The organism is Amycolatopsis sp. NPDC004772 (assembly GCF_053601215.1).
Genome location: NZ_JBSGBK010000003.1, coordinates 177,759 through 194,325 on the forward strand (window position 1 = coordinate 177,759; position 16,567 = coordinate 194,325).

A 16,567-nucleotide genomic window follows, 5' to 3' on the forward strand; every position below is an offset into this window, starting at 1 on the left:
ACGATGGGGAAAACGCGCCCGGACGGGTGCGGCACAGCGCCGACGCCGATGCGCGCGACCGCACCTCGCGTGGTTTGGGGCGGAACCCGCTTGCGCCAGGCCGAAACCCGCGTGGCTCGAGCCGGGACTCGCGTGACTGGGGCCGGAACCCGCCTGCCCCAAGCCGAAACCCACGTGCTCCGAGCCGGAACTCGCGTGATCGGAAGCCGAACTCGCGTGATCCCAGCCGCAACCCGCGGGACCGGAAGCAGGACTCGCGTGACTGGGGCCGAAACCCGCATGCCCCAACGCGAAACCCACGTGCTCCGAGCCGGAACTCGCGTGATCGGAAGCCGAACTCGCGTGATCCCAGCCGCAACCTGCAGGATCGGAACCGGGACTCGCGCGGCTGGGGCCGAAACCCACATGCCCCAAGCCGAAACCCACGTGCTCCGAGCCGGAACTCGCGTGATCGAGGGCGGAACTCGCGTGATCGGAAGCGGAACTCGCGTGACTCGGGGCGGAACTCGGGTTGTCATCCCGTGCCTCGGCCGGCCCGGAACCACCGCCTCAGCCGAGCCCGCCTCAGCCGAGCCCGCCTCAGCCGAGCCCGCCTCAGCCGAGCCCGCCTCAGCCGAGCCCGTCTCGGCGCAGCCCGTCTCGGCGCAGCCCGCCTCGGCGCAGCCCGTCTCGGCCGGGGGCACCTCACCCGGCCACCTCGACCAGCCGGCGCCCCGGCGAGGGGCTCCCCGCCAGAGCTCCTTCCGGGCCCGGCAGCACCAACCCCACCGACGACGGGCGGGCCGCCGCTCCACGGCCTCGGCTTGTGGCCACCACGTTGCGGGCGCTCAAGTGACCGTGGCCGTCCTGGGTGAGGCCGTGCCAGCGGCGGCCCGAGACCTTCAGCTCCACGTCCGCTCCCGGCCACGCTCCCGCCGTCAGGAGGACCGTCCCGCGGTTGCGGACCCGGCCCGCCAGCTTGCGTGCCGTCTGCGGCTGGACCGTCGCCGACCGGCCGAGGACCACCACGTCGAAGCCGTCCACCAGCGCCGATACCACCGCCACCAGCTCCGCGCCCGGCTCCGGCACCAGGGCGATGCGGTCCAAGTCGACGCCGAGCTCGGCGGCCGCCGCCAGGCCCAGTTCCGGGAGGCCCGTCACCGCCGCCCAGGAGCCGTCGCGGGTGGCCGCCGCCAGCAGCGCCAGGACCAGGGATGTCGCTCCGCGCACCGAAATCGTGCTGCCGCGCCGCAGCCCTCCACCGGGGAGGAGAGCCGCCAGCTCCGGCAGCACCGTGAGCGTCGGCTTGCTCAGCTCCGCCGCCGTGCGGACCCCAGGAATGGCCGTGAGCGCTTCCGCCACCGCCGCTCACCTCCAGCACCACGTACTCGTACCGGAAACCCTGCCGGCGAATCATCGAACACTTGTTCGCATACTGCGAGATGCGACGGCTCGCTGTCAAGCCGGGGACCACGTCCGGGGGAGGACGCCGCGGACGTACCGGACGTCGCCCGTGCGCAGGTCGTCGTCGCCGAGGAGCGCGAGGCCGTGCTCGGCGAGCAGCTCGCGGACGGTGTTCCCGGTCAGCACCCAGCCGCGCGCGGCCAGGTAGGGCTCGGCTTCGTTGCGTTCACCGAAATAGCGCAGCCTCGCCATGTCCGTGTCGAAGCCCTGCTCGCGCCAGCGCCCGGAAATCCGGTCCAGGCCCGCCTTCGTCCCGGCCTCGTCACCCGGCCGCGGGTTGGGCCGGTTCTCCGTCGCGACGCGGCTGCCCGGCGCGCTGAGCCCGGTGATCGTGTCCAGCAGCCGGTCCTGCGCCTCCGGCGGCAGGTACCCCAGCAGGCCTTCGGCGCTCCACGCGGTCGGCCGCGCCGGGTCGAAGCCGGCCGCGCGCAGCGCCGCGGGCCAGTCCTCGCGCAGGTCGGCCGGCACCACCCGCCGGTCGGCGGTCGGCTCGGCGCCCAGGCCGGCCAGGGTGCGGGTCTTGAACTCGAGGACCTCCGGCCGGTCGATCTCGTACACGACGGTCCCGGCCGGCCACGGCAGCCGGTACGCGCGCGAATCCAGCCCCGAGGCCAGGATCACGGCCTGCGTGAGGCCGGCCTCGCGGAAGAACTCGTCGTAGAACTTCGTCCGCACCTTCGCCACGTCGATCCACACCGGCGCGACCAGCTCGCCGGGCGCCGCTTCGCCGCTCGCCAGCCGGGTGAGCAGGTCGACGCCGACCGCCCGGACGAGCGGTTCGGCGAACCGGTCGTCGATCAGCGCCGGGTCCGCGCGGGTCGCCATCGCCCGCGCCGCCGCGGCCATCGTGGCGGTCGCGCCGACGCTCGACGCCAGGTCCCACGTGTCGCCGTCGTGCCGCCCGGTCACGCCTGCACCACCCGGCTCACGAGCCACGCGTGCGTGCCGAGCTGCCGTCCGCGGGCGAACCCGAGTTCCTCGAAGAGCTCCACCGTGCCGGTGAACAGGAACCGCCCCGGCGCGTCCCGGCCGGCGGTCGCTTCGGAGACGGCCTCGACGAGCCCGCCGCCGGCCCGCGCGATCAGGTCGAGCGCCCCGGCCACCGCCGTGCGCGCGACCCCGCGGCCCCGGTGCTTCTTGTCGACGAAGACGCAGGTGATCCGCCAGTCCGGCCGCCGCGGCGCGTCCTGGTCGTAGGCCCGCCGGTGCTTGATGCCGGGCAGCTCTTCGGGACTGCCGTACTGGCACCACCCCTGCGCGACGCCGTCGCCGTCGAACACGAGCGCGGCGTGCGCCCCGCCGGTCCGGACGCGCTCCTCCTTGAGCGTGCGGCGCACCGGCCCCCGCTGGGCCCGTTCCGGGTGGAACCCCAGGCACCAGCAGCCGCCGAAGATGCCGTTGTTGCGCTCGACGAGTTCCGCGAACGCCGCCCACGTCGAGGCGTCGAGCGGCCGGACGGTGTGCGTCATCCCGCGATTCTGCCCGAAAGCCGGGTGCGCGTCCTCGCTGTGACGCGGATCGCGGTCACACCGGCGTCCGCCGGCTCGTCCAGGGGGTGAAGCGAGAAAAGAGGACGAAATGCGCCGGATCCTGATCGTCGGCGGTGGTTACGCCGGGTTCTACGCCGCCTGGAAGCTCGAGAAGAAGCTGCGGCGCGGGGAGGCCGAGGTCACCCTCGTCGACCCGCGGCCCTACCTCACCTACCAGCCGTTCCTGCCCGAGGTCGTGGCCGGCTCGGTCGAGGCGCGGCACGCCGCCGTGTCGCTGCGGCGGCACCTGAAGCGCACCCGGCTCGTCGCCGGGAAGGTGACCGCCATCGACCACGCCCACCACGCCGTCACCGTGCAGCCGGCCGACGGCGATCCCCGCGAACTGGGCTACGACACCATCGTCGTGACCGCCGGGGCCGTCACGCGCACCCTGCCCGTGCCGGGCATCGCCGACCAGGCCATCGGCCTCAAGCACGTCGAAGAGGCCGTCGCCATCCGGGACCGGCTGCTCACCGCCTTCGACCGGGCCGCCGCGCTGCCGGCCGGGCCGCAGCGGCGGAAGCTGCTCACCGTCACCTTCGTCGGTGGTGGCTTCTCGGGCGTCGAGGGCTTCGGCGAGCTGCTGTCGCTCGCGACCGCGTTGCTCAAGCGCTACCCCGAACTGCACCGCGACGAACTGCGCTTCCACCTCGTCGAGGCGTCGGGCCGCATCCTGCCCGAGGTCACCGACCGGCCGGGGCGCTGGGTCGTACGGGAGCTGGAACGCCGCGGCGGCCGCGTCCACCTGGACACCCTGGTGACGTCGGCGGAGCACGGCCACGTGACGCTCTCGACCGGCGAGGAGTTCGACTCGGAGCTGATCGTCTGGACCGCCGGCAACGGCGCCAACCCGGTCGTCGGCCGGCACACCGACCTTCCCGTCGACGAGCGCGGCTACCTCCTCGTGCGGCCGGACCTGCGGATCGAGGGCGTGGCCGACGCCTGGGCGGCCGGGGACGACGCCGCGGTGCCCGACCTGGCCTCGCCGGTCCCGGGCGCGCGGACCGTGCCCAACGCGCAGCACGCCTACCGGCAGGGAAAGCTGCTGGCCCGCAACATCATCGCGACGCTGCGCGGCCGGGACCCGAAGCCGTACGTGCACCACAGCCTCGGCGCGATCGCGACGCTCGGCCTGGGCCGCGGGATCTTCCAGTACCGGCGGATCGTCCTCAAAGGACTCCCGGCCTGGCTCATGCACCGCGGCTACCACGTGCTCGCCGTGCCCACCTGGGAACGCAAGATCCGGGTGCTCGCGATCTGGCTGACGCAGGCGCTGTTCGGCCGCGACATCCTCAGCCTCGCCTCGGTGCAGCACCCACGAGACGCCTTCGTGGCGGCGGGCCGCACCGCTGCCGGTACGGCCCGCCGCGAGGAAGCTCAGCCCGCGAACGGGCTGGCGTCGATCGCGCAGGTCTTGCCCGCCGCGGGGAAGGTCCCCGAGATCAGGTAGTCCCGCTTGACCTTCTCGGTGCACGTGCTCGGCACGTACATCGAGGAGTGGCCGTAGCCCTCGGTCACGAACACGCGCGCCCGCGCCAGTTCCGCGGCGCCGTCGCGGGCGCCGTGCAGAGGGGTGGACGGGTCGTAGCGGTTGTTCAGCACGAGGATCTCCGCCGACGTCGGGCGGTTCCACGGGCCGGTGTAGCGGTCGGTGTCCTTCGCCTTCCAGAACGCGCAGCTCATCATGTCCAGCACCGCGATCCGCCCGAAGTACGGGACGCGCTGGTCTTCCGACTCGGCGTACCGGCTGTAGACCGCCGGGTCGGCCGGCACGTCGCTGTCGGAGCACTGGATGGCGTTGAACGCTTCGGTCCGGTTCGAAACGTACTGCTCGCCCTTGACAGCCGCGGTGCGCCGGGCCGGCGTGGCCGGAGCGTCGTAAAGCCGCTGCAGCAACGCGGCGATGTCCGGCCAGCCCCGTGAGTCGGACAGGTCGGCGGCCGCATTGACGATGCCCGAGTACGTCCAGGTCTCGCCGTCGCTGACGATGGGAGCCTGCTTGGCGCGCGCGGTCAGCGCCGCCCACTTCGCCTTCGGGTCACCCGAGGAGAACGCGCACTTCGGGCCGGCTTCCGTGCACAGCCGCAGGAACTGCTCGAAGGTCTGCGCGATGCCGGTCGCGACGTCCTGCCGGGTGTCGAGCGGAACGCTCTTGCCGTTGCCGTTCTGGCCGGTCGAGTTGCCGGCGAAGTCCATGGTGCCGTCGAACACCATGGCCCGGATCCGGTTCGGGAACAGGTTCGCGTAAGTCGCCCCGAGCTGCGTCCCGTAGGAAATGCCGTGGTAGTTCAGCTTCGGGTCGCCGACCGCGCGGCGCAGCAGCTCCAGGTCACGGGCCGTGTTGGCGGTCGAGACGTGCTCGAGGATCGGGCCCGCCTTCGCCGAGCAGCGGTCGGCGAGCTCCTTCGACTTGGCGTAGAAGGCCGCGTTGCCGCTCGGGTCGCCCGGCATTTCCGGGAACGAGCCGAAGAAGTCCTGCTGCTCGGCCTCGGTGTCGAAGCACCGGACCGCCGTGCTGTCGGCGATCCCGCGCGGGTCCCACGAGACCAGGTCGAACCGCGCGCGCAGGTCGTCGGAGAACAGCCACGGCCACTTGCCGCGCTCCCGCAGCCGCTGCAGGCCGGACGCGCCGGGGCCGCCGAAGTTGACGAACAGCGAACCGATCCGGTGCGCGGGATCGGTGGCGGGCAGCTTGATGAGCGCGAGGTCGATCTTCGCGCCGGACGGGCGGTCGTAGTCCAGCGGCACGGAAGCCTTGCCGCACTGGAAGCCGTCGGCGCAGTCGGTCCAGCTCAGCTGCGGTGTGGGCACCTTGTCGATCGACACCGGTGCGGCGGACGCCACCGCCGGTCCCGCCGAGACGGCCATCGAGACACCGAGCGCGACGACCACGCCGCGCACGATGCCTCCCCCAGAAATTCGACGCACGAAAGAAATCCTCTCGAGAGGGGAAACGATCACCACCACAGACGGACGAGGGGGTACCGAGGTTCAGCCGGGTCGGCAAAAAGATCACTGGCTCGAGCGGCACTCTTTAGCTATAGTGCTAGGCAACTAGATAAATGGAGTTGCCGATGATCGAGTTCCACCTGGACACGAGGTCCGGCCTGTCGCCGTACCAGCAGCTGGTCCAGCAGGTGCGGCACGCGCTGCGCCTCGGCCTGCTGTCCGAGGGAGACCAGCTCCCGAAGGTCAAGGACGTGGTCGCGAGCCTCGCGATCAACCCGAACACCGTGCTGAAGGCCTACCGCGAACTGGAGCACGACGGCCTGGTGTCGGCCCGTCCCGGCGTCGGCACCTTCGTCACCGGGAGCCTGAACGGCGCCTCGTTCGCCGTGCTCGGGCCGTTGCGGCAGGACCTGCGCCGCTGGCTGGGGAAGGCCCGCAAGGCCGGCCTCGACGAAGAGAGCATCGAGGCCCTGCTGATGTCCACGTTTCGCGACTCCGCCAGAGAGGGAATAGCGTGACCGTCCTGCGCGCCCAGGGACTGGGCAAGAAGTACCAGCGCAAGCAAGCGCTTACCGGCTGCACGCTCGAGATCGAGGCCGGCCACGTCACCGGGCTCGTCGGCCCGAACGGCGCCGGCAAGTCGACCTTGCTGAACATCGCGGCCGGCATGCTGGAGCCGACGACCGGCACCATCGAGGTGTGCGGCGGGGTGCCCGGCAGCGGCCCGGAGCAGCTGGCCAAGGTCGGGTATGTCGCCCAGAACACGCCCGTCTACAGTGGACTGTCCATCGAGGAGCACCTGCGGCTCGGCGCCCACCTCAACCCCGGCTGGGACGTCTCGCTCGCGGAGAAGCGGATCGAACGGCTCGGGCTGGACCCCGGGCAGCACGCCGGCAAGCTCTCCGGCGGCCAGCGCGCCCAGCTGGCGCTCACGCTCGGCATCGCCAAGCGCCCCGAACTGCTGCTGCTCGACGAGCCGGTCGCCGCGCTGGACCCGTTGGCCCGCCGCGAGTTCCTGCAGGACCTCATGGAAGCCGTCGCCGAGCACGGGTTGTCGGTCATCATGTCCTCGCACCTGGTCAACGACCTCGAACGGGTCTGCGACCACCTCGTCGTGCTGGTGGCCTCGCAGGTCCGGGTGATCGGCGAGGTGGAGACGCTGCTCGCCACGCACCACCGGCTTTCCGGGCCGCGCCGCGACCTCGACACGCTGCCGGCGGACCAGCACGTCGTCTCCGCGAAGCACACCGACCGCCAGACCACCGTGCTCGTCCGCACCGAGGCCCCGATCCTCGACCCCGGTTGGACGGTCGGGCAGCTCGGCCTCGAAGACCTGGTCCTCGAATACATGAGCAACCCCACCGCCGCCCGCCCCGCCCTGGAGGTCCTCCGATGACCTGGCTGACCTGGCGCCAGTTCCGCCTGCCCGCGCTGTCCGTGCTGGCGGGCCTGATCGCGATCGCCGTCGTGCTCGCGATCACCGGACCCGACCTGGTGGGGCGCACGGACTTCTCCGACGAGGACGTCCTCTTCGGCGGGACCATCCTGGCGCTGTACCTGCTGCCCGCGGTGATCGGCGTCTTCTGGGGTGTCCCGATGATCACCCGCGAGCTGGAGAGCGGCACGCACAGCCTGGTGTGGAACCAGACCGTCACGCGCAAGCGGTGGCTCACCACCAAGCTCGGCTTCGGCCTGCTCGCCGCGATGCTCGCCGCCGCGTTGCTGGGCGTGGCGGTTTCGTGGTGGGCGAGCCCGATCGACGCGCTCTCCGCGCAGCAAACCGACCGCGGCATGCTGTCGCGCATCGCGCCGGTGGTGTTCGGTGCCCGCGGGATCGTCCCGATCGGCTACGCGGCCTTCGCGCTCGCGCTCGGCGTCGCGGTCGGGATGCTGCTGAAGCGGACTGTGGCCGCCATGGCCGTCACGCTCGTCACGCTCGCCGCCGTGCTGCTGCTGGTGCCGGCGTTCGTGCGGCCGTACCTGCTGCCGCCGCAGACCGAGACGGTCGCGATCACCGGGGACAACATCACGAACATCAGCGGCGACGACACCCACGGGATCCTGGAGATCGGGGTGCGGAAGCCGGCCGGCTCCTGGGAGCTGGCGAACGAAACCCTGGACCCGGCCGGGAACGTGGCCGATCCGCTGCCGGACTTCATCCAGACGTGCGCCCCGCGGCCGGGCGAGGGCCCGCCGCCCCGCGGCTCCATGGACCAGTGCCTGGCCCAGCTGGGCACCCACGGCTACCAGCAGCGGGTCACCTACCAGCCCGGTTCCCGGTTCTGGCCGCTGCAGTGGCTCGAACTCGCGCTCTACCTCGCCCTGACCGCCCTGCTGACCTGGTTCTGCTTCCGCCGTCTCCGCCACCTGTCCTGACGATTCCGACTGGGGGAATCATGCGCGCTCTCGCGGTAGCCGCCGCACTCACACTCACGCTGTCCGCGTCGCCCGCCTCGGCGGCGCCGACGCCCTACCTGCCCGCCCCGACCGGCCACTCGCCCGTCGGTGTCACCACACTGTCCTTGAAGGACACCTCGCGGCCTGACCCGTGGGTGCCGTCGGTGCCCTACCGGGAGCTGATGGTCTCCGTCTTCTACCCGGCGACCACGGCCCACGGGCCGAAGAAGCCGTACATGACCCCGCTCGAGTCGGAACGCAACCTCGAGCGGGAGAACATCCCGGGCCTGCCCCTGGACATCCTCAGCAGGGTCCGGACCAACGCCGTCGCCGACGCGAAGCCGGCCGGGCGGTGGCACAGCCTGCCGCTGGTCGTGCTGTCGCCGGGCTGGACGCAGCCGCGGGTGACGCTCACCGCGCTGGCCGAGGAGCTGGCCAGCCGCGGGTACGCCGTCGCGGCGATCGACCACACCTACGAAAACCGCGCCACGACGTTCCCCGACGGGCACGTCACCGGCTGCGTCGCCTGTGCCTTCGACGAGCAGGACGGGTTCTGGGAGAAGTTCGCGCAGGTCCGGTCGAAGGACACGTCGTTCGTGCTCGACCAGCTGCTGCGCTCGAAGCTGGGCGCGCTGATCGACCCGCAGCGGATCGGCATGACCGGGCACTCCGCGGGCGGCGCGATCACCACCCAGGCGATGCTCGCCGACCCCGGATCCGCGCCGGCGCCGACCTCGACGGCAGCGTCCACGTCCCGATCCCGGCGTCCGGGCTGTCCCGGCCGTTCCTGTTCGTCGGCCGCACGGAGGGCTACGTCCCCGGCACGCAGGGCCCGTACGACGACTGGGAGACGGACTGGACGCACCTGACCGGCTGGAAGCGCTGGATCATGGTCTCCGGCACGGTCCACTCGTCGTTCACCGACCTCGGCGTGCTCGCCGAGCAGCTGGGCGTCGACATCGGCGACTCGATCGACCCCTACCGCGCGCTGGCCGTCACCCGGACCTACGTAAGCGCTTTCTTCGACCAGCACCTGCGCTGCCGCCCGCAACCACTGCTCGCCGCGCCCTCGCCCGCTTACCCGGAAGTGACCTTCATCGGATGAGAATCAAGAGCCTTATGGTCAGCACCGCCCTCACCCTCGCGCTGACGTCGCCGTCCGCGTCGGCGGACCCGGCCCTCACGCTGGCGAAACCGACCGGCGACCGGCCGGTCGGCACCACCGCCCTGCACCTGAAGGACGCTTCGCGACCCGACCCGTGGGTGCCGTCGGTCCCCTACCGCGAACTGATGGTTTCCCTCTTCTACCCGGCGGCTTCCGCATCCGGGCCGAAGAAGCAGTTCATGTCCGAGGCCGAGGCGAAGGCCGTCTTCGACGAAGCCGGCATCGAGGGCATCCCGCCGTCGGTGCTGACGACGGTGCACACCGACGCCGTCGTCGACGCGAAGCCGGCCGGGCGCGAGCTGCCGGCCGTCGTCCTGTCCCCCGGCTTCAAGCGGCCCCGCGCCGAGCTGACCTCGCTGTCGGAAGACCTGGCCAGCCACGGCTACCTGGTCGTGCTGGTCGACCACACCTACGAGAACGTGGCCACCACCTTCCCGGACGGCCGGGTCACCGGCTGCGCGGCCTGCGGCAACTACAGCCCCGAGTTCTGGCAGAAGCTGCAGCGCGGCCGGGCGAAGGACGTGTCGTTCGTCCTGGACTCGCTGGCGCACTCGAAGTGGGCGTCGCTGCTCGACGGCTCCCGGATCGGGATGGCCGGGCACTCCGTCGGCGGCACGAGCACGGTCAACGCGATGGTGACCGATCCCCGGATCAAGGCCGGGATCGACATCGACGGCACGCAGAACGATCCGCTGCTCGCCCCGGGCCTCGACCGGCCGTTCCTGTTCTTCGGCCGCCAGAGCCTCTACGCCCCCGGCACCGGCGTCGAATCCGCTACCTGGGACGACGACTGGAAGCAGCTGAAGGGCTGGAAGCGCTGGCTCACCGTGGCCGGCGTGGTGCACCCGTCGTTCACCGACATCGGCCTGGTGGGCGAGCAGCTGGGCCTCGACTTCGGCGCGACCACGCCGGCGGTACGCGGTCAGGCCATCACGGCGGCGTACGTCCGGGCGTTCTTCGACCAGCACCTGCGCGGCCGGCCGCAGCCGCTGCTGGACCAGCCGTCCGGCCGGTACCCGGAAGTGGCCTTCGCCCGGACGTCGACGCCGTACCTGCCCGCCCCGACCGGCGACCGGCCGGTGGGCAGCACGGCCGTGTACCTGAAGGACACTTCGCGCCCCGACCCGTGGGTGCCGTCGGTCCCCTACCGGGAACTGATGGTCTCGCTCTTCTACCCGGCCGCTTCGGCGAAGGGCCCGAAGACGCAGTACCTGACCGCGGCGGAGTCGGCGGCGCTGCTGCAGGGCAGCGGCCTCGACGTGCCCGCGGACCTGCTCACGACAATGGTGACCAACTCGGTGGCCGACGCCCGGCCCGCCGGGCACGGGCTGCCGCTGGTCGTGCTGTCGCCGGGCTACACCAAACCCCGCGCCACGCTCAGCACCCTGGCCGAAGACCTGGCCAGCCACGGGTACGCGGTCGCGCTGATCGGCCACACCCACGAGAGCACCGGCCAGAGCTTCCCGGACGGGCACTTCGCCGGGTGCGCGTCCTGCGAAATCCCGCACGACACCGCGTTCTGGCAGAAGCTGGAACGGGGCCGGGCCGCCGACGTCTCGTTCGTACTGGACTCGCTGCTCCGCTCCCGGCCGGGCCTGATCGACCCGGCGCGGATCGGGATGGCCGGGCACTCCATGGGCGGCGCGAGCACCATCCCCGCGATGGTCGCCGACCACCGGATCAAGGCCGGGATCGACATCGACGGGACGACCGAACTCCCGCTCACCGCACCCGGGCTGGCGCGGCCGTTCCTGTTCGTCAACCACGAGCAGGTGCCGAAGTGCGCGCCGGGGAACGTGCCGTGGGAGCGGGACTACGCGCAGATGACCGGGTGGAAGCGGTGGATCGAGGTGGCGGGCACGCAGCACGCGTCCTTCACCGACGTCGGGCTGCTGGCCGAGGAGTTCGGCGTCCCCATCGGCGGCCCGAACGCGGCGGCGCGGGCGAGTGAGATCACCCGCGCGTACGTGAACGCGTTCTTCGACCAGCACCTGCGCGGCACGCCTCAGCCGATCCTCGACCGGCCCGGGTACCCGGAAGTCTCCTTCTGCCGCTGAGACCGGCGGAGGCAGCACTGGGGGTGCCGCCTCCGCCGCTCGCCGCGTTCAAGCACTCAGTGGTCGAGGCCGAGGAACGAAATCGCGTACGCCAGCTGGCCGGTCATCGGCAGCTGGTGCCCGACGCCGGCGACGCTGACGCCCTCCACCGTGGCCTGTGTGCCGGTGTTGCCGTACCGGGTGCGCGTCCACGAGGACTGCGGGTGGTCGGTGAACGCCGGGGTCTGGCCCAACCCGTTCAGGTTGGTCCACTGCTTGAGCTCTTCCCCGAAGTTCGGGTACGACAACGTCGTGTCGGTGGTGCCGTGCCACAGCTGCATCCGCGGGTAGCGCCCGGTGTAGCCGGGGTACATCGCCCGGGCCGTGTCACCCCACTGCTGCGCGGTCTTGATCGACTGCCCGCCGGAGCAGGTGCTGTTCCACAGCGAGCCGTTCGTCGTCGCGAAGCACCCGGCGGGCACGCCGGAGAACGCCGAACCCGCCGCGAACACGTCGGGGTACTGGGCGGCCAGCACGTTCGTCATCATCGCCCCGGAGGAGAACCCGCTGACGACGACCCGCGCCGGATCGACGTTGTACCGGGACTTGGCCCAGGCGACCATGGACATGATCCCGGTCGAGTCCCCGCCACCGTTGCGCTTCAGCGCCTTCGGCGTCGAGACGTCGAAGCACTTCTCGCTGCGAGTGGCTTCCGGCAGGACCATGACGTACCCGTAGCGGTCGGCCGCGGTGACGTAGTCCTTGCCGTTCCAGCCGAAGATCGAGCTCGCCGAGCCGCCGCAGTAGTGCACCAGCACCAGCAGCGCCGGCTTGGCCGCGACCCGGTCGGGGACGTAGACGTACATGTTCAGGTTGGTCGGGTTGGTACCGAAGTTCGGCACCCTGGTCAGCGCGGCCGCCTGGGCGGGCGCGGCCAGGCCGGTGACCGTGACCACCAGCGCCAGCAGGACGCCGAGCACGCGTTTCATCATCGATCTCCCTTACTGCTCGTGCAGCGCGGAACCGCCAGGCAGGCCCGCACGACCTGGCCGAAGGTGTTCGCCTGGGCGCTGCCGGAGCCGCCGACGTCGATCTCGGTGATGTTCACGTCGACGCCCGAGAGCGGCGAACCGCCGAGGCGGAACGAACCGCGGGACGGCTCGGTGGCGTCCCGCTTCACCTCGTCCGGCCCTTCGCGGCGGCCGCCGACCCGAGGGTCGCCGCGGCCAGTCCCTCGGTGGCCACCGCGGCCCGCGGGTTGCCGATGCTGCCCGGGACCGACCGCAAGGCGTTGTACCAGACGGCCGCCATCTTGTCGTAGCCGCCGGCGTTCGGGTGGACGCCGTCGGGGAGATCGGCGGCGGACACCGCACTGTGCAGGTCGACCAGGTGCACCCGCTTGCCCGCGTTCACCTTGCTCCGCACGATGCCGGGCAGCGCGTTGTTGAACGTCCGCACGGCGGCGTCCCCGCTCGCCCACCCGATCGGGATGAGCTGGGCGACGAAGACGTCGGCACCGGGTGCGGTGGCGGTGATGTGGTCGAGCAGCGTGGACAGCCAGCCGGGCGCGCCCGCGACGTTGTAGTTCTGCAGCACGTCGTTGGTGCCGATGTGCAGCAGCACCGAGCGCGGGTTGTAGGTGCGCAGCCAGCCGGTGATGTTCGCGTCGATCTGGTCGATGCGCCAGCCGGGGTGGCCTTCGTGGTCGTGGTCCCAGAGGCTGCCGGGGCCGTTGAACTGCGAGCCGACGAAGTCGTTGGTGTACCGGCCGGCGGCGAGGCGTTGCCACAGGCCGATCCGGTACCCGCCGGGCACGCCGGTGCCGTAGGTGATCGAGTCGCCCAGCGGCATGATCCGCACGCCGCCGTTCGATTCCGCGTGGGCGATCCCGGTCAGTCCGGTGAACGCGATCGCGAAGGCCGCCGCGGCGGCCAGGAACCTTTTCATCGCCATCCTCTCAACGGGTCGGTCGGGTACAGGTTCGTTGCCGGAGCAGCTCATTTCGCCGTGGCCGAAAGTTTCGCCACCGGGCCGGAATTCGACGGATTCTCGAAACTTTCGTAATCCTGTTAGCGATAACATTCCATTGTTCGCGCCAGCTTAAACCCGCACACCGCTCGCTGACAACGGCCAGGCTTCATTCCATTGTGGACAGTCAGTGCGCCAGCAGGGTGATCCCGCCGGTGACGATCCACGCGGCCCAGCCCAGCCAGCCGGCCAGCCCGGCCGGGGCGAGCCGGTTGGTGCCGTCGGCGTGGTACGGCGCCGCCGACGCCGAGACGAACAGCAGTGCGGCGCTGACGTACCCGAGCCAGGCGTGCCAGCCGGCGAAGAGCCCCGATTGCGCCCCTGCCACGGAAAAGCCGAGCAGGGCGATCGCCAGGAACACCTGGTTGAACCCGAAGAGCACCGCGCTGAACCCCCACAGCCCCGCCACCGGGCCGCCGTCGCGCGCCGCCGCGGCCACGCCGAACCGCAACGCCTCCACAGCCGCGAAGGTGGCGTTCTGCAAGAGCACGCCGGCGAACCCGGTCAGCGCCCACGGGCCGGGCAGCACCGAAAGCAGCCCGGCGGCGAAGACGGTCAGGCACACCCAGGACGCCGGAGCCAGCATCGAAGGCCGCTTCAGCGCGTCCCCCGACGCCGCGAAGGCCTGGGCGACGTCGCCCGGGTGCCGCCCGGGCATCGGCAGCCGGGCCCGGACGTAGCAGACGTTGACCACGACGGCCAGCAGCACGAACCCGAGGCCACCCAGGCCCGCCACCACGGTGAAGCTCATGATCGTCCCCCTTTGATTTTACGGATGTTATATTGAATATAATCACCGGAAGGAACTCATGGGAGAGCGTCGCTACGACTCACTGCGCCGCCTGGAGCAGGCACAACGCACGCGCGCGGACATCGCCGCGGCGGCCCGCCGCCGGTTCTCCGCCCAGGGCTGGGCGGCGACGACGGTGCGGGACGTGGCGCGGGAGGCCGGGGTCTCGGTGCCGACCGTCTACGCGGCGTACCGGAACAAGGCGGCCCTGGTCCGGGCCCTCGCCGACGCGGCGGACCTGACCGCCGACCTCCCCCGCCTGCTCGACGAGCTGGAGGCCACCTCGGTACCCGCCGCCCAGCTGGCGGCAATGGCCGCTTTCGACCGGCGCCTGTTCGAGCGCGCGGGCGACCTCATCGCGCTGGTCCGCCAGGCGGGCCGCACCGAGCCGGAACTGGCGGACGTCTACCGCGAAGCCCGCGAGACGGCCGACGGCACCCGCCGGCTGGTGTTCACGTCCTGGCCGGAGGGCACGCTGCGGCCGGACGTGCCGACCGCGGTGGACATCTACGCGGGCCTGTGCAACGTCGACGTCTACACGACGTTCACCGTCGAACGCGAGTGGTCACCGGAGCGGGTCGAGCACTGGTGGGCCGAGGCGCTGGCGCGGGAACTGCTCAGCGGGCGGTCGTAGCGGCCGGCCCCTCCTCAGAGCTTCCCGCCGGCCACCGGCGGCATGTCCGGGGCGTCGGCCACCCCGGTGGCCGACTCGCGGAACAGGTGGTTCTCCACCTCGAAGAGGTTGCCGCCGGCCCGCTCGACCACGGTGAGCAGCGTCGACATCTGCGCCACCTCCTCCACCTGCTCCTTGAGGAACCAGTGCACGAACTGCTCGCCGAGGTAGTCCTCCTCCAGCCGCGCGGCCTTCGCCATCGCCTCGATGTCGGCGGTGACCGCGCGTTGCTGCGTCAAGGCCAGCTCGATCGCTTCGTGCACGCTCGAGAAGTCGTTCCGCACATCGCCGCTGCCCGGGACGGCCACCGGCTCGTCGCGGTCGAGCAGGTAGCGGACCATCGCCAGCGCGTGGTTGCGCTCCTCGATCGCCTGCCGGTAGAAGCGCTTGGCCAGCCGCGGCAGATCGCGGGCGTCGAACCAGACGGCCAGGGCGATGTACTGCTGGGCGGCGGTGAACTCGTGGCTGATCTGCGTCTGCAGCAGTTCGGCGAACTTCCGGGTCTTGGCCATGTCCCACAACTTACGACGGACCGGGGCGCACAGCTACGCTCGGCGCGGTGACCTCCCTGCCCGACCTGACCGGCACGATCGCCTGCGTCACCGGTGCTTCCGGGGTGATCGGCCGCGGGATCGCGCTCCGGTTCGCCGAAGCGGGCGCGGCCGTCGCGGTGCACCACCGCCGGCCCGGCGCGGCCGGCGACGTCGTCGCGGCGATCGAAGCCGCGGGCGGCCGGGCCCGCGCGTTCGCCGCCGAGCTCACCGACGACCAGGCCTGCCACGCCCTGCTCGACACCGTCGCGGATTGGGGCGGCGGCCTCGACACGCTGGTCAACAACGCCGGGATCCAGCCGGTCGAGGCCCTCGGCGAGCTGACCGCGGCGCGCTGGCGGGAGATGCTGGACAGCACGCTGACCAGCGCGTTCTCCTGCACCCAGGCCGCGGCCCGGCTGATGGGCGACGGCGGGAGCGTCACGCACATCGCCTCGATCGAGGCCCGGCAGCCGGCACCCGGGCACGTCCACTACAGCGCGGCCAAGGCGGCCCTGGTGATGCACGCCCGCGGCGCGGCGCTGGAGTACGGGCCGCGCGGGATCCGGGTCAACACGGTGTCGCCGGGGCTGATCTCGCGGCCCGGCCTGGCCGAGGACTGGCCGGAGGGAGTCGAGCGCTGGCACCGCGCGGCCCCGCTGGGCCGGCTGGGGACACCGGCCGACGTCGGCAACGCGTGCGTGTTCCTCGCCTCCCCGCTGGCGTCCTGGATCACCGGCCACGACCTGGTCGTCGACGGCGGTGTCACGGCCCGCCCGACCTGGTGACCCGGGGCCCGAACCAGGCCGTGAGAGCCCGCGCCAGGTGAGCCGCGTCCCGGCTCGTCCCAGCGACGTACCCGTCCGGGCGCAGCAGGACCGCCGGTGCGCCGAGGGGGGGTCCATGAGCGGTGGTCCGGATTGGGATCACCGCTCACGGCTCCGCGCTGCGGCTGCCGCTCGCTGCCGCCGGCCGCGCCGCTGCCGGCCGCGCGCTGCCAAGGCCCGCCCGCCACGGCCGCCCACCC

The 16,567-nt window shown here is 71.9% G+C and carries 18 protein-coding genes and 2 pseudogenes; 10 read left to right on the forward strand and 10 right to left on the reverse strand.

Annotation, left to right across the window (positions count from 1 at the left end; translation table 11 throughout):
• Nucleotides 1–26: 26 nt before the first annotated feature.
• A pseudogene (locus tag ACWEF6_RS03440) lies at nucleotides 27–641 on the forward strand (pentapeptide repeat-containing protein); the annotation flags it as partial.
• On the opposite strand, the pseudogene ACWEF6_RS03445 reads toward ACWEF6_RS03440, so the two are convergent.
• From ACWEF6_RS03445 to ACWEF6_RS03455, 3 genes and pseudogenes are all read right to left on the reverse strand, one after another.
• A pseudogene (locus ACWEF6_RS03445) lies at nucleotides 557–1,396 on the reverse strand (hypothetical protein); the annotation flags it as partial. The pseudogenes ACWEF6_RS03440 and ACWEF6_RS03445 sit on opposite strands and share 85 nt — an antisense overlap.
• 41 nt (nucleotides 1,397–1,437) lie before the next feature.
• Entirely contained in the window at nucleotides 1,438–2,352 is a 915-nt protein-coding gene (locus tag ACWEF6_RS03450) for an SAM-dependent methyltransferase (RefSeq protein WP_449681446.1), read from the reverse strand.
• Nucleotides 2,349–2,912 (reverse strand): GNAT family N-acetyltransferase, encoded by a 564-nt coding sequence (locus tag ACWEF6_RS03455; RefSeq protein ID WP_449681447.1) that lies wholly within the window; start codon nucleotides 2,910–2,912, stop codon nucleotides 2,349–2,351. Before ACWEF6_RS03455 ends, ACWEF6_RS03450 begins: the two co-directional genes overlap by 4 nt.
• A 109-nt stretch (nucleotides 2,913–3,021) precedes the next feature.
• Here ACWEF6_RS03455 and ACWEF6_RS03460 point away from each other — a divergent pair, with 109 nt between their 5' ends.
• The gene (locus ACWEF6_RS03460) at nucleotides 3,022–4,422 is read left to right on the forward strand and encodes an NAD(P)/FAD-dependent oxidoreductase (protein WP_449681448.1); all 1,401 of its coding nucleotides are present in this window, start codon (nucleotides 3,022–3,024) and stop codon (nucleotides 4,420–4,422) included.
• On the opposite strand, the gene ACWEF6_RS03465 is transcribed toward ACWEF6_RS03460, so the two are convergent.
• A complete protein-coding gene (locus ACWEF6_RS03465; protein ID WP_449681449.1) occupies nucleotides 4,350–5,873 on the reverse strand; it encodes an alpha/beta hydrolase in 1,524 nt (507 codons plus the stop codon). The genes ACWEF6_RS03460 and ACWEF6_RS03465 overlap by 73 nt on opposite strands.
• A gap of 173 nt (nucleotides 5,874–6,046) precedes the next feature.
• On the opposite strand from ACWEF6_RS03465, the gene ACWEF6_RS03470 reads away from it, so the two are divergent.
• The 6 genes from ACWEF6_RS03470 to ACWEF6_RS03495 are packed head-to-tail and all read left to right on the forward strand — an operon-like array spanning nucleotide 6,047 to nucleotide 11,540.
• Nucleotides 6,047–6,439: a GntR family transcriptional regulator gene (locus ACWEF6_RS03470; RefSeq protein WP_449678439.1), complete on the forward strand. Its 393-nt coding sequence runs from the start codon at nucleotides 6,047–6,049 to the stop codon at nucleotides 6,437–6,439.
• Nucleotides 6,436–7,317, forward strand: coding sequence for an ABC transporter ATP-binding protein (locus tag ACWEF6_RS03475; protein WP_449681450.1), 882 nt, complete (start codon nucleotides 6,436–6,438; stop codon nucleotides 7,315–7,317). The genes ACWEF6_RS03470 and ACWEF6_RS03475 overlap by 4 nt, the downstream gene beginning before the upstream one ends.
• A complete protein-coding gene (locus ACWEF6_RS03480; RefSeq protein ID WP_449681451.1) occupies nucleotides 7,314–8,297 on the forward strand; it encodes a transporter in 984 nt (327 codons plus the stop codon). The genes ACWEF6_RS03475 and ACWEF6_RS03480 overlap by 4 nt, the downstream gene beginning before the upstream one ends.
• 20 nt (nucleotides 8,298–8,317) lie before the next feature.
• Nucleotides 8,318–9,187: an alpha/beta hydrolase family protein gene (locus ACWEF6_RS03485; protein WP_449681452.1), complete on the forward strand. Its 870-nt coding sequence runs from the start codon at nucleotides 8,318–8,320 to the stop codon at nucleotides 9,185–9,187.
• A gap of 20 nt (nucleotides 9,188–9,207) precedes the next feature.
• On the forward strand, nucleotides 9,208–9,423 hold the full coding sequence (locus tag ACWEF6_RS03490; RefSeq protein ID WP_449681453.1) for a hypothetical protein: 216 nt from the start codon (nucleotides 9,208–9,210) through the stop codon (nucleotides 9,421–9,423).
• 14 nt (nucleotides 9,424–9,437) lie between these two features.
• Nucleotides 9,438–11,540 (forward strand): alpha/beta hydrolase family protein, encoded by a 2,103-nt coding sequence (locus ACWEF6_RS03495; RefSeq protein WP_449681454.1) that lies wholly within the window; start codon nucleotides 9,438–9,440, stop codon nucleotides 11,538–11,540.
• A gap of 56 nt (nucleotides 11,541–11,596) precedes the next feature.
• Here ACWEF6_RS03495 and ACWEF6_RS03500 read toward each other — a convergent pair whose 3' ends face one another.
• The 4 genes from ACWEF6_RS03500 to ACWEF6_RS03515 all read right to left on the reverse strand — a co-directional run bounded on the left by ACWEF6_RS03500 (nucleotide 11,597) and on the right by ACWEF6_RS03515 (nucleotide 14,298).
• Entirely contained in the window at nucleotides 11,597–12,508 is a 912-nt protein-coding gene (locus ACWEF6_RS03500; RefSeq protein ID WP_449681455.1) for an extracellular catalytic domain type 1 short-chain-length polyhydroxyalkanoate depolymerase, read from the reverse strand.
• The gene (locus ACWEF6_RS03505; protein WP_449681456.1) at nucleotides 12,508–12,699 is read right to left on the reverse strand and encodes a hypothetical protein; all 192 of its coding nucleotides are present in this window, start codon (nucleotides 12,697–12,699) and stop codon (nucleotides 12,508–12,510) included. The genes ACWEF6_RS03500 and ACWEF6_RS03505 overlap by 1 nt, the downstream gene beginning before the upstream one ends.
• On the reverse strand, nucleotides 12,696–13,466 hold the full coding sequence (locus ACWEF6_RS03510) for an SGNH/GDSL hydrolase family protein (RefSeq protein WP_449681457.1): 771 nt from the start codon (nucleotides 13,464–13,466) through the stop codon (nucleotides 12,696–12,698). Before ACWEF6_RS03510 ends, ACWEF6_RS03505 begins: the two co-directional genes overlap by 4 nt.
• A gap of 208 nt (nucleotides 13,467–13,674) precedes the next feature.
• Nucleotides 13,675–14,298, reverse strand: a complete 624-nt coding sequence (locus tag ACWEF6_RS03515) for a hypothetical protein (protein ID WP_449681458.1) — start codon at nucleotides 14,296–14,298, stop codon at nucleotides 13,675–13,677.
• 58 nt (nucleotides 14,299–14,356) lie between these two features.
• On the opposite strand from ACWEF6_RS03515, the gene ACWEF6_RS03520 reads away from it, so the two are divergent.
• Nucleotides 14,357–14,971 carry a helix-turn-helix domain-containing protein gene (locus ACWEF6_RS03520; RefSeq protein ID WP_449681459.1) on the forward strand — a complete coding sequence of 205 codons (615 nt, stop codon included), beginning with the start codon at nucleotides 14,357–14,359 and terminating at the stop codon, nucleotides 14,969–14,971.
• 14 nt (nucleotides 14,972–14,985) lie between these two features.
• Here the strand turns inward: ACWEF6_RS03520 and ACWEF6_RS03525 are convergent, their stop codons facing one another.
• Nucleotides 14,986–15,522 carry a ferritin gene (locus ACWEF6_RS03525; RefSeq protein ID WP_449681460.1) on the reverse strand — a complete coding sequence of 179 codons (537 nt, stop codon included), beginning with the start codon at nucleotides 15,520–15,522 and terminating at the stop codon, nucleotides 14,986–14,988.
• 56 nt (nucleotides 15,523–15,578) lie between these two features.
• Here ACWEF6_RS03525 and ACWEF6_RS03530 point away from each other — a divergent pair, with 56 nt between their 5' ends.
• Nucleotides 15,579–16,328, forward strand: coding sequence for an SDR family NAD(P)-dependent oxidoreductase (locus ACWEF6_RS03530; protein WP_449681484.1), 750 nt, complete (start codon nucleotides 15,579–15,581; stop codon nucleotides 16,326–16,328).
• Here ACWEF6_RS03530 and ACWEF6_RS03535 read toward each other — a convergent pair.
• Entirely contained in the window at nucleotides 16,306–16,470 is a 165-nt protein-coding gene (locus tag ACWEF6_RS03535; protein WP_449681461.1) for an aromatic-ring hydroxylase C-terminal domain-containing protein, read from the reverse strand. The genes ACWEF6_RS03530 and ACWEF6_RS03535 overlap by 23 nt on opposite strands.
• Nucleotides 16,471–16,567 lie beyond the last annotated feature (97 nt).